The organism is Pseudomonas sp. AD21 (assembly GCF_002878485.1).
Lineage (GTDB): Bacteria > Pseudomonadota > Gammaproteobacteria > Pseudomonadales > Pseudomonadaceae > Aquipseudomonas.
In genome coordinates, this window is record NZ_NQYG01000047.1 from 1 (window position 1) to 12,510 (window position 12,510).

Sequence of the window (12,510 nt, forward strand, 5' to 3'; positions counted from 1 at the left end):
CAGAATCGAGCCTTGTCCCTCCTCCTCCCTTCAAGTCCTACCATACAAGTGAGCCTGCTCGCGATGACGCCAGCCCACTCACCACAAACCCATCTGCCTGAATGCCCCACGAACGAGCAATCCGCTTCGATACAGTGCAAAAAACCACCATCAATAACCGCCTCGCCCCAATAAACCCGCCACCTCCCCACTTGGCACAACCACTGCATTACCCTTTTCACCATACATAAAGCCCACCCTTCAACGACGAAGGTCGGGCTTCCCGAGAGAACGGGACCAGGACAAAGGCGTCCTCGCTAGGCAACTAGCGGGACGCCTTTTTTTGTTTGCGAAAAAATTCTCGAGCCAGGCCTGACTGCCCACAAGAGGCCAGCCGCAGCTCCTCCGGAGAACCTGATGAAAAAACTCAAACTGGTGATGATCGGCAATGGCATGGCCGGGGTTCGCACCCTGGAAGAACTGCTCAAGTTGAGCAACGAGCTGTACGACATCACGGTCTTCGGCGCCGAACCGCACACCAACTACAACCGCATCCTGCTGTCACCGGTGCTGGCCGGCGAGCAGACCTTCGAAGAGATCGTGCTCAATGACCTCGACTGGTACCTCGAAAACAACATCAAGTTGCTGCTCAACCGCAAGGTGGTGCAGATCGACCGGGTCAAACGCCGGGTAATCGCCGAAGACGGCACCGAGGCCGAGTACGATCGCCTGCTGATCGCCACCGGCTCGACCCCATTCATCCTGCCAATCCCTGGCAACACGTTGCAGGGCGTGATCGGCTACCGCGACATCGCCGACACCCAGGCGATGATCGACACCGCGAAAACCCACAAGCACGCGGTGGTCATCGGTGGCGGCCTGCTGGGCCTCGAAGCCGCCAACGGCCTGATGCTGCGCGGCATGCACGTCACCGTGGTGCACATCGGCGAATGGCTGCTGGAGCGGCAACTGGACAAGACCAGTGGGCAACTGCTGCAAAGCGCCCTCGAATCCCGTGGCCTGCACTTTCGCCTGTGCGAACAGACCCAGGCCCTGCACGATGCGGGCAATGGCCGAGTCGGCTCGGTGCAATTCAACAACGGCGAGATCATCCCTGCCGATCTGGTGGTGATGGCCGCCGGCATTCGCCCCAACACCGAACTGGCGGAACGCGCCGGCATCCCGTGCAACCGCGGGATTCTGGTCAACGACACCCTGCAGACCTACGATCCGCGTATTTATGCCATCGGCGAGTGCGCCAGCCATCGCGGAATTGCCTACGGCCTGGTGGCGCCGTTGTTCGAACAGGCCAAGGTCTGCGCCAACCACCTCGCGCAACTGGGTTTCGCCCGTTATCAGGGCTCGGTGACCTCGACCAAACTCAAAGTCACCGGCATCGACCTGTTTTCCGCCGGCGACTTCATGGGCGGCGAAGGCACCGAAACCATCACCCTCTCCGACCCGATCGGCGGCGTGTACAAAAAACTGGTGATCAAGGATGACGTGCTGGTCGGCGCCTGTCTGTACGGCGATACGGCAGATGGCGGTTGGTATTTCCGACAGATTCGTGAGAATCACGCCATCGGCGAGATCCGCGATCATTTGATGTTTGGTGAAAATTCTATCGGCGACGTAGGACATCAGGGCCAGGACAAAGCCATGAGCATGGCCGACACCGCCGAAGTCTGCGGCTGCAACGGCGTGTGCAAAGGCACCATCGTCAAGGCGATTCAGGAACATGGCCTGTTCAGCGTCGATGAGGTGAAAAAGCACACCAAGGCTGCCAGCTCCTGCGGCTCCTGCGCCGGGCTGGTCGAGCAGATCCTGATCAACACCGTCGGCGGCGCGGCCGACGTCAAACCGAAAAGCGAAAAAGCCATCTGCGGTTGCAGCGACCTCAACCACGGGCAGATTCGCCAAGCCATTCGCGAACAGCACCTGCTGACCATCGCCGGGACCATGAGCTACCTCAACTGGCGCACCCCCAACGGCTGTGCTACCTGCCGGCCAGCGCTGAACTACTACCTGATTTCGACCTGGCCCGGCGAAGCCAAGGACGATCCGCAATCGCGCCTGATCAACGAACGCGCCCACGCCAACATCCAGAAGGATGGCACCTACTCGGTGGTGCCGCGGATGTGGGGCGGCGTGACCAATCCTTCGGAACTGCGGCGGATTGCCGACGTAGCCGACAAGTACAAAGTGCCCATGGTCAAGGTCACCGGCGGTCAGCGCATCGACCTGCTGGGGATCAAGAAGCAGGACCTGCCCGGCGTCTGGAAAGACCTCGACATGCCCTCCGGCCACGCCTACGGCAAATCCATCCGCACCGTGAAAACCTGCGTCGGCAGCGAGTTCTGCCGCTTCGGCACGCAGAATTCGACGCAGTTGGGCATTGAGCTGGAACACGACCTGTTCAACATGTGGTCGCCACACAAAGTGAAACTCGCTGTCTCCGGATGCCCACGCAACTGCTCGGAAGCGGGGATCAAGGACGTAGGCATTATCGGCGTCGATTCCGGCTGGGAGATGTATATCGGCGGCAACGGCGGGATCAAAACCGAGGTCGCCGAATTCTTCGTCAAGCTGAAAACTGCCGAGGAAGTCCGCGAATACAACGGCGCGTTCCTGCAGCTGTATCGCGAAGAAGCCTTCTACCTCGAACGCACGGTGCATTACCTGCAACGGGTCGGCATGGAGCACATCAAAAAAGCCGTGCTCGAAGATCCGGAGCGTCGCAAAGCCCTGAACGAACGCCTGCAATTCTCCCTGTCGTTCGAACAGGACCCGTGGAAAGAACGCCTGGCGCAGCCGCAACTGAAGAAAGAGTTCGACGTGATCCCCGTGAAAAACCTGGAGGTGTCGGCATGAACTGGCTCGATATCTGTGCCCTGGAAGAGATCAACGCCCTCGGTTCGCGGATCATTGCCGGGCCCAAAGGCGACATCGCGATTTTTCGTACAAGCGACAACGAAGTTTTCGCCCTCGACGACCGCTGCCCGCACAAGGGCGGGCCATTGTCCCAGGGGTTGATCTACGGCAAACGCGTGGCCTGCCCCCTGCACAACTGGCAGATCGATCTGCAGACCGGCGAAGCCCAGACGCCGGACATCGGCTGCGCGCATCATCATCCGGCGCGGGTCGAGAATGGCCGGGTGCAACTGGCGCTACGGGATGCCGTCTGATGAGCCGCCAGACAACCGCCTCGACCTGCTGCTACTGCGGCGTCGGCTGCGGCGTGCTGATCGAGCATGACGGCGAGCGCATCCTTGGCGTCAGCGGCGATCCGGCGCATCCGGCCAACTTCGGCAAGCTGTGCAGCAAAGGCTCGACCTTGCACCTGACCGGCGACCTTGCGGCCCGTGCGCTATACCCGCAACTGCGCCTGGGCAAAGGGCTGGCGCGCAGCCGCACCGATTGGCACACCGCACTGGAACACGCCGCCAACGTGTTCGCCGAGACCATCGCCGAGCACGGCCCGGACAGCGTGGCGTTCTACATCTCCGGGCAACTGCTGACCGAGGATTACTACGCCTTCAACAAACTGGCGAGGGCGCTGGTCGGCACCAACAACATCGACAGCAATTCACGGCTGTGCATGTCGTCGGCGGTGGTTGGCTACAAACGCAGCCTGGGCGCCGACGCACCGCCGTGCAGCTACGAAGACCTGGAGCTCAGTGATTGCGTGATGATCGTCGGCAGTAACATGGCCTACGCCCACCCGGTGCTTTTTCGTCGGCTGGAAGAAGCAAAATCCCGCCGTCCCCAGATGAAAGTCATCGTCATCGACCCCCGGCGCACCGACACCTGTGACCTCGCGGACCTGCATCTGGCGATTCTACCCGGCACCGATGTCGCTCTGTTCCATGGGATTTTGCACCTGTTGTTGTGGGAAGACTGGATCGACCGTGACTTCATCCAGGCGCACACCGAGGGCTTGCCTGAGCTGAAGGACCTGGTGCGTGATTACACCCCGCAGCTGGTTTCGCAGTTGTGCGGGATCAGCCTCGAGCAATTGCAAGAATGCGCTGAATGGGTGGGGACCTCACCGAGCTTCCTGTCTTTGTGGTGCATGGGCCTGAATCAGTCCACCGCCGGCAGCGCAAAAAACAGCGCGCTGATCAATCTGCACCTGGCCACCGGGCAAATCGGTCGCCCGGGGGCAGGACCTTTCTCATTGACCGGTCAGCCGAATGCCATGGGCGGGCGCGAAACCGGCAGCCTGTCGAATTTGCTGCCCGGCCACCGTGACGCAGCCAATCCTGAACACCGCGCCGAAGTGGCGGCGTATTGGGGCGTTGATCGGTTGCCGGAAAATACCGGGCTCAGCGCCATTGAGCTGTTCGAGCAGGTTCGCAGCGGCCAGATCAAGGCGCTGTGGATTGCCTGCACCAACCCTGCTCAGTCGATGCCTGATCAACACGCCGTTCGCGAAGCGCTGCAGGCCTGCCCGTTCGTGGTGCTGCAGGAAGCCTTTCGCACCACTGAAACCGCGGCGTTCGCCGACCTGCTGTTGCCCGCCGCCAGTTGGGGTGAAAAGGAAGGTTCGGTGACCAATTCCGAGCGGCGTATTTCCCACGTTCGCAAAGCCATTCTCCCACCCGGAGAAGCACGGCCGGACTGGGCGATCACGGTGGATTTCGCACAGCGACTGGAGAAACGTCTGCGCCCGCAGCAACCCGCTCTATTTGCCTTCGAACAGCCTTCGCAGCTGTTCGATGAATTCAAAGGGCTGACACGCGGACGTGATCTGGATTTGTCCGGGATCAGCCGCGCCTTGATCGACGAGATCGGGCCGCAGCAATGGCCCTTCCCCACCGGCGCCCGCAAAGGCACATCCCGCCTGTATGAGGACGGTATTTTTCCTACAATCAATGGCCGCGCGCAATTCATCGCTGAGCCCTATCGCGCCGCCAAAGAACAACGGGATGCGCGGTTTCCGCTGACCCTGATCACCGGACGCCTGCGCGATCAATGGCACGGTATGAGCCGCACCGGCACCTCCGCGCAACTGTTCGGCCATGTCAGTGAGGCAGTGTTGAGCCTGCACCCGGACGAACTGCGTCGGCATCGCTTGCAGCCGGGCGATCTGGTCAATCTGAAGAGTCGGCGCGGTGCGCTCATCGTGGCAGTCGACAACGACGACAGCGTGCGCCCGGGTCAGGCCTTTCTACCGATGCACTGGGGCGACCGGTTTCTCAAGGGCGGGGTAAACAGCCTGACCTTGCCGGCCTTCGATCCTTTGTCGAAACAGCCCGAACTCAAACACAGCGGCGTACGTCTGGAACCGGTGAGTTTGCCATGGCACTTGTTCGCACTCATCGAGGGCGATGTTCAACGGCATTTTGAGAGCCTACGACCGCTCTGTGAGACATTTTCCTACGTAAGTCTCAGCCTTGTCGGACGTGAACGATCGGCGTTGCTGATACGCGCTGCCAGCAGCGAGGCGCCGGATCCGCAGTTGCTGGGTGACATCGACCGTTGTCTGTCGCTGATCGACGGCCCGGTGTTGGCCTATGACGACCCGCGTCGGGCCATCGGCAAGCGTGTACGCATTGAAAACGGCCGGATCACCGCAATTCGACTGGCCGGCGAAACCCTCGCACAGCATTGGCTGCAAGGGCTTTGGCTGGAAGGCCGAGCAGACCAGCAACTGCGGCGCTGGCTACTGGCGCCGATGAGCGCACCACCGGGTAGCGCCGGTGCGCAGATCGTTGTGGATAAAACGTTGTGCAACTGCAAAAACGTCAGCCTCAACGCCGTCTGCACCGGCATTCGCCAGGGCCTGGACTTGCAGGGTTTGAAAGACACGCTGGGCTGCGGCACGCAATGCGGCTCCTGCGTCCCGGAAATAAAACGCCTGCTGGCTGCCGACGTGCAAGCAGCCGCCGTCATCTGATGAGGAAAACCGCATGAATGCAAAAGTCTGGCTGGTTGGCGCAGGCCCCGGCGACCCGGAACTGTTGACCCTCAAAGCGGTGCGCGCATTGCGTGAGGCCGATGTGGTGCTGATCGATGATCTGGTCAACGACGCGGTGCTGGAGCACTGCCCTGGCGCCCGTATCATCGCGGTGGGTAAGCGCGGCGGCTGCCGCTCGACACCGCAGGCGTTTATCCACCGCTTGATGTTGCGCTATGCGCGTCAGGGTAAATGCGTGGTGCGGCTCAAGGGCGGCGACCCGTGCATTTTCGGCCGTGGCGGTGAAGAGGCGCAGTGGTTGCGCGAGCGTGGGGTTGAGGTGGAGCTGGTCAATGGCATTACCGCTGGACTCGCCGGCGCGACACAGTGCGATATTCCACTGACGTTGCGTGGTGTGGCGCGCGGCGTGACGCTGGTGACGGCGCACACCCAGGACGACAGCCAGTTGAATTGGCAGGCGTTGGCGCAGGGCGGGACGACACTGGTGATTTACATGGGAGTGGCCAAGCTTGGCGAGATTCGCGATCAGTTGTTGGCGGGCGGGATGGCGGCGGAAACGCCAGTGGCGATGATCGAGAACGCGTCGTTGCCAGCGCAGCGCGAGTGCCGCAGCGAGCTGACGGCGATGAGTGACGATGCCCGCAGGTTCGAGCTCAAGAGCCCGGCCATTCTCGTGATCGGCGCAGTAGCTGCTGTTGTTGAAGAACAAAAGATTGCAGCCTGCGGCAGCTCCTGCATGGGGTCTGCACACGTCATGTAGGAGCTGCCGCAGGCTGCGATCTTTTAAGCTTCAAAGCCAAATCGCAGGCAAAGAAAAGCCCGGCCTGAGCCGGGCTTTTCTCAAAGCGGCGAGCTAATTACTTAGCTTGAGCTTCAACCTGCGCTTCTACGCGACGGTTAACAGCGCGACCAGCTTCAGTTTTGTTGTCAGCAACTGGGCGGGATTCGCCGTAGCCGATCGACTGAACGCGGGACGATTCAACACCGTACTGGTTGGTCAGAACTTGCTTAACGGCGTTTGCACGACGCTCAGACAGTTTCTGGTTGTAAGCGTCAGGACCGACGGAGTCAGTGTGACCTTCAACAGTGGTGTGAGTGGCTGGGTACTGCTTCATGAAGTCAGCCAGGTTCTTGATGTCAGCGTAGCTGTTTGGCTTGACGACCGACTTGTCGAAGTCGAACTTAACGTCCAGCTCAACACGAACAACTTCTGCAACTGCTGGGCAGCCATCAGCGTCAACAGTTACGTTGGCTGGGGTGTCCGGGCACTTGTCAACGTTGTCGCAAACGCCATCGTTGTCGCTGTCGGAGCAGACTTCAGCCGGAGCTGGAACTGGAGCAGCAGCTGGCTTGCCGCCGCCACCGAAGTTCACACCCAGACCAACCGATGGAGCGTAGTCCCAACGGCCGTTGTCCAGTTTGTAGTCAGCTTCTACGCCAGCACGGGCGAAGAAGTTTTCGGCGAAGTAGTACTTAACGCCAGCGCCAGCAGTCAGGAAAGTCGACTGGTCGCGACCGGTGTGGCCGTCAGCAGCTACGTTGGTCAGGTTGCCGTGCTTAACGCCACCTTCAACGTATGGACGCAGAGCGTCGCCAGCGTTGTTGAAGTGGTATTGAGCGGTCAGACCGAAGTTGTCACCGCGCAGTTTCTGGCTGCCAGTGCCATCGTTCGAACGGGTGTGGTTGTTACGATCCCAGCCGAAGTTGATCGAGACGTCATCGGTCAGGAAGTAACCGATTTTGGCGCCTGGGTTGAAGCCGTCTTCGACATGATCAATGCTGTCGTTGTACTGCTTCTTGTAGTTGATCTCGCCTTCAACTGCGCCTTGGCCTTGTGCCAGTGCGCCGAACGAAGTAGCGGCAATAAGAGAACCAATGGCCAAGCCCAAGGTGTTTTTCAGTTTCATCCGTTAAATCCCCATCTGGTGATTGTGAAGCAGTCCCGCAAACCGGGGGACAACTCGGCGGCAAGTCTATCAGAACTTGCCTACACGTAAGAGATATTTGCGCTGAACTAAGTTTCAGCAATGCCTGCAAATTTCTCACGCAATTTGTCTAGAGCACGTTTGTACCGCATTTTTGTCGCACTCAAACCCATGTGCATGATGTCTGCGATCTCCTGAAACTCCAGCTCTGCGACAAATCGTAGCACCAGAATTTCACGGTCAATCGGGTTCACATACACCAGCCAGCGATCGAGTCCGCCCTTCTCCTCGGGTTTCGGCGCCTTTTCTTCCGACGCTTCTTCCAGGGGGTCCAGACTCAAGGCGTCCATCAAGCGACGCTTTCGCCGTTCCTTCCGATACTGCGTGATGCATTCGTTGTAAGTGATGCTGTACAGCCACGTTTTGAACTTCGATTTCCCCTCGAAGTTCTTCAGGCCGTACAGCACCTTCAGCATCACTTCCTGACAGACATCGTCTGCGTCGCGATCGTTCCCAAGATATCTCGCACAAACGTTAAATAATGTTCGCTGGTAACGCCGCATCAGCTCTTCATAGGCGCGCGTCACGTGAAACAGCTCGGTATGCGCGCGCGCGACCAACTCCTCATCAGAGAGCTCACGGGGGTCATAGCGCGTGGATAGCGTTTGGGCTTTATTCAAAACAAGTCGTGCCGACAGTCAGGTCAATGTCCGCCGCTACCCTCTCAGGGCATTTTGCGGCGGCATACATTAGCAGGGTTTGCCGGGTTAGCGGCTACTCACATGCTGTTCCAGCAGGATCCGATTGGAAAGTGAGACTAGCTCACCCTCATCGGTCAGCAATGTGGTTTTAACCGTGCCGATCTCTTCGATCTGGCCTTCGACCTCACCAACACGCACTTGTTGCCCAACCTGATACAACTCACGCACATAGATTCCCGCAAGAATCTGACCGGCAATTTCCCGGCTTCCCAACCCCATTGCCAGCGCAACCGCCAGACCAACGGTAATCAATACGATGACGATCACATGGTTCAGCAGGTCGGTTTTGACCTCAAGCTGACTGATCGCAACCGAGATGCTGATGATGATCACCAGCCCCTGAGCAATTCGACCCAAACCTGAAGCGTAGTCCAGCCCTACGCCTTCTGCCGCACCGCGCACCAGCCCGTTGGCCAGTTGTGCGAGCAAAACACCCACCAGCAACACCAGCGCGGCGCCGAAAACTTTCGGCAAATACAACGCCAGCATGTCCAGCGTAGCTGAAACTCGCTCAAGTCCAAGGGACTCTGCTGCTGAAACCAGGAAAATCAGTAGAACGAACCAGTAAACGATTTTACCGATCAGGGTCGAGATCGGCACTTGCAGCCCGGCACGCGACATCAATTTGGTCAGCCCGGTGCCGCCCATCAGGCGATCGAGGCCCAGCTTGGCGAGCAATTTGGACAGCAAGGTATCGAGCAGTTTAGCCACCACGAAACCCAACAGCAGCACCACCAGTGCGCCGAACAGGTTCGGGATGAAATTAGCGACTTTGGTCCACAACGCAGTCATTGCAGTGACGAGGCTCTGAGTCCAGAGATCAAGTTCCATATTCAATCAGCCTTATCAGCAGTGCGAGCGGTGGTTTTACGAAGACGGGAAACCGGCGAGACGTGGGCCGAGCCGTTATTCAGGGCAATCATCAGCGCGGGCAGCCAGCGGCCCAGCAGGCTGAACAGATCACCGGCGCCGACCTGGCGGTTGGCGGTTTTGAGTACGCGACCCAGGCAGGCATCGTCGTCGCGGCTGGACGGCGAGGCGTTGAGCATGTCGCGCAAAGACTGTTCAAACGGATCGTGCATACGCACCTCTCGTGATGTCTGTGAAAGACGCGGGCAAATTTGGTCGGGTCACATGTTGCATTTTCATACCCAGCGCAAACGGCGGAATAACCACCATTGACCAAACGCCATCGCCAGCACCGTCAGACAGGCGATGAGGAACCCATAAGGGCTGCTCGAGAACGGAATGCCGCCCACGTTGATGCCTAACAGACCGGTGAGAAAACTCATCGGCAGGAAGATGCAGGTGATGATGCCGAAGCGGTACATCGTGCGATTCATGCGCACGTTCAAACGCCGGTCTTCGGCCTCCAGCACAAGCCCCATGCGCTCTCGGGTCAATTCCAGCTCTTCGAGATAGCGGGTCAGGCTGTTGTTCAATTCGTTCCAGTAGTCGGCGTCATCGTCGACGAACCACGGCAGTTTTATCCGCGTCAGCTGTCCGAAAATATCCCGCTGCGGCGCCAGAAAACGCTTCAGTCCGGCAGCCCGGCGACGGATGTGCAAAATCGAGCCATGCTCGGGGGTATACCGTTCGTCGGCATCCAGTTTTTCTTCCTCTTCATCGACCAGTTCCGACAGGCACGTGACCAGATCCTGCACCTTGTTGGTGAGGAATTGCGCCAGATAAAGGATCAGTTCGGAGGAAGTTTTCGGACCCTTGCCCTCGCTCAACAGCGCCAACAGTTCATCGGTGGCGCGCAGCGGGCGCAGACGTAACGAGATAACGCGCTGGGCGGAGGCGAAAATCCGCACCGAGACCATGTCTTCCGGCTCGGCACCGGGGTTGAGATTGACCCCGCGCAGAAACAGCAACAGCTCGGCATCCGGCAACGGCAACAGGCGCGGGCGGGTGTTTTCTTCCAGCAACAGGTCGCAGCTGAACTCATTCAGGCCGCTGGACTTGCGCAGCCAGGTCTGGGTTTGCGGATGACTGCGATCCCAGTGCAGCCACAGGCTCTCATGGGCCTGCAACTGCAGATCATCGAGCTCAGTCCGGGCAATCGAACGCGCACCGCCTTTACCGTCCAGTACCAGGGCATGCACCAGCCCCCACTGCGCGTTTTCTTCCTCGAACATCCGCATCCCTTTGTCGAAAACTTTATTCAGGCATCTGCAGCGGGCTCGGCGAAACGATCACGCCGTTGTTGTCCGCATAAATGTATTGGCCCGGGTGGAACGTCACACCGGCAAAGGTCACCGGCACGTTGAGGTCGCCAATACCGCGTTTTTCGGTCTTCATCGGATGGCTGGCCAGGGCCTGCACGCCGAGATCGGTCTGGGCGATAACGTCAACGTCACGGATACAACCGTAGATGACCAGCCCTTCCCAGCCGTTTTTCGCGGCTTTCTCGGCGATCATGTCGCCCAACAGCGCACGACGCAGCGAACCACCACCATCGACCACCAGCACCTTGCCGTTGCCCTTGAGTTCGGCTTGCTCTTTGACCAGCGAGTTATCTTCGAAGCATTTGATGGTCACGATTTCGCCGCCGAAGGAATCACGGCCGCCGAAATTGCTGAACATCGGTTCCAGCACCTGCACCAGCTCCGGATAGGCGTCGCACAGGTCAGGCGTGAGGTAATGGTTCATCGAAAAACTCCTGTAACAAGGAAGACGATCAAGGATGTCGCACTCTGTTGAAACGAGTCCCGGCGGTCGCTGTTTACCTTAGTTCATGCAATGGTCGCTGAACGAACCTGAACAAACGCTGAAACGTAATAGCTAAACAGCCACCAAATATGACCAGAATTGCACAATGCGTCATATCTTAGCCGCAAGCCGATCCGAACGAAATGCCCTTTTCAGAGCCTTCGCTCAAACCGCCGCTGCCAGGTCCGGCTTCTCACCCAACAGCGGTGTGTGCTGATCCTGCAGCCAGCGCGCCACCAGCGGCCAGACCTCGGCCTGCGCCGCCTTGCTCACCAGCATATCGACATGCCCGAAATTGTCGCTGAAGCCTTGTTCACGCCCCAGATTGACGAACTGCTTGTGCTCGGAACCGATCTGCTCGAACAGTTTGCGACAGGCCCACGCCGGATCCTGATGATCCCCCGCCGCCGTCACCGCCAACACCGGCACCTGAACCTCGGCAAGACCAGCCCACCAATCCTTGTCCTTGTCGCCAAAGCGGCCGAACAGGCCGTACCAGCGCATGCTTTCCAGCGCCAGCCCGATCGGTTCGTCCTCCGGACCGCGCTTGAGGCGTGAGCCGGACAATTGTGCGAAACGCTTGAGAATGAAGCGCCCGCTCCATTCCACCGGTGGAATCTTCAGTGGCCAGTATGTGCGGCTGACCTGGGTGCCGAAAAACGCCGCTGAAGCCATCGCCGGCTCGCCGAGGTACTCGCCACCCAGCGCCGCCGCCAGGGTGATGCCGCCCAGCGAATGGCCGATCCAGTGCGGCACCTGACCGCTCTGCTCGCGCACGAACGCGGCAATCGCCGGCAGATCGTAACGGGCGTAGTCGGCCACGCGATTGCGGCGGTAGTCCTCGTTGCGCTGCGACAGGCCATGGCCGCGCATCTCCGGGATCCACACATCGAAGCCCAGACGCGCCAGGTACGCGCCCAGCCCCAAACCTTTGGGGGAAAACCAGAAGCGTCGGTTGGAAAAACTGCCGTGCAGCAAAATCACCGGCACGCCACGGGTCGCAGGCTCATCAGCCATGCCCAGACGGGTCACGGCGATCTCCACGGACCAATCGGGACTGTTGCCGGGTTTCAATCGATAGACGTCTTCGCTCAGATCACCGCGTCGTTCGGCGCTGATCAGGGCGACAGGAAACAGGTTGCTGCTGCTTTGCATAATGCTCTTGCACAAAAAAGGGCGGCATCTACAGGAGCCCGCCCTACTCAGATCT

At 59.4% G+C, this 12,510-nt stretch carries 11 protein-coding genes; 4 read left to right on the forward strand and 7 right to left on the reverse strand.

The window, feature by feature from the left end; all coding sequences use genetic code 11:
* Window positions 1–396: 396 nt before the first annotated feature.
* The 4 genes from nirB to cobA are packed head-to-tail and all read left to right on the forward strand — an operon-like array spanning window position 397 to window position 6,659.
* Window positions 397–2,850, forward strand: a complete 2,454-nt coding sequence (gene nirB / locus PseAD21_RS22065; protein WP_102357814.1) for a nitrite reductase large subunit NirB — start codon at window positions 397–399, stop codon at window positions 2,848–2,850.
* Window positions 2,847–3,164, forward strand: a complete 318-nt coding sequence (gene nirD, locus PseAD21_RS22070; protein ID WP_102357816.1) for a nitrite reductase small subunit NirD — start codon at window positions 2,847–2,849, stop codon at window positions 3,162–3,164. Before nirB ends, nirD begins: the two co-directional genes overlap by 4 nt.
* Window positions 3,164–5,878, forward strand: a complete 2,715-nt coding sequence (locus tag PseAD21_RS22075; protein WP_102357817.1) for a nitrate reductase — start codon at window positions 3,164–3,166, stop codon at window positions 5,876–5,878. Before nirD ends, PseAD21_RS22075 begins: the two co-directional genes overlap by 1 nt.
* 13 nt (window positions 5,879–5,891) lie before the next feature.
* On the forward strand, window positions 5,892–6,659 hold the full coding sequence (gene cobA / locus PseAD21_RS22080; RefSeq protein ID WP_102357819.1) for a uroporphyrinogen-III C-methyltransferase: 768 nt from the start codon (window positions 5,892–5,894) through the stop codon (window positions 6,657–6,659).
* Between the two features lie 97 nt (window positions 6,660–6,756).
* Here the strand turns inward: cobA and PseAD21_RS22085 are convergent, their stop codons facing one another.
* The 7 genes from PseAD21_RS22085 to PseAD21_RS22115 form a co-directional block, all read right to left on the reverse strand.
* Window positions 6,757–7,806 carry an OmpA family protein gene (locus tag PseAD21_RS22085; RefSeq protein WP_102357820.1) on the reverse strand — a complete coding sequence of 350 codons (1,050 nt, stop codon included), beginning with the start codon at window positions 7,804–7,806 and terminating at the stop codon, window positions 6,757–6,759.
* A 107-nt stretch (window positions 7,807–7,913) separates the two neighbouring features.
* Complete coding sequence (gene sigX / locus PseAD21_RS22090) at window positions 7,914–8,504, reverse strand: RNA polymerase sigma factor SigX (protein WP_064116922.1); 591 nt, start codon at window positions 8,502–8,504, stop codon at window positions 7,914–7,916.
* A gap of 87 nt (window positions 8,505–8,591) precedes the next feature.
* Complete coding sequence (locus PseAD21_RS22095) at window positions 8,592–9,416, reverse strand: mechanosensitive ion channel domain-containing protein (RefSeq protein ID WP_007916401.1); 825 nt, start codon at window positions 9,414–9,416, stop codon at window positions 8,592–8,594.
* Window positions 9,417–9,418: 2 nt separating this feature from the next.
* On the reverse strand, window positions 9,419–9,667 hold the full coding sequence (locus PseAD21_RS22100) for a hypothetical protein (protein ID WP_003223293.1): 249 nt from the start codon (window positions 9,665–9,667) through the stop codon (window positions 9,419–9,421).
* A gap of 63 nt (window positions 9,668–9,730) precedes the next feature.
* Window positions 9,731–10,726 carry a zinc transporter ZntB gene (locus tag PseAD21_RS22105; RefSeq protein WP_025110332.1) on the reverse strand — a complete coding sequence of 332 codons (996 nt, stop codon included), beginning with the start codon at window positions 10,724–10,726 and terminating at the stop codon, window positions 9,731–9,733.
* Between the two features lie 22 nt (window positions 10,727–10,748).
* Window positions 10,749–11,240, reverse strand: a complete 492-nt coding sequence (gene rraA / locus PseAD21_RS22110; protein WP_077571828.1) for a ribonuclease E activity regulator RraA — start codon at window positions 11,238–11,240, stop codon at window positions 10,749–10,751.
* 225 nt (window positions 11,241–11,465) lie between these two features.
* Window positions 11,466–12,455: an alpha/beta fold hydrolase gene (locus tag PseAD21_RS22115; protein WP_102357822.1), complete on the reverse strand. Its 990-nt coding sequence runs from the start codon at window positions 12,453–12,455 to the stop codon at window positions 11,466–11,468.
* Window positions 12,456–12,510 lie beyond the last annotated feature (55 nt).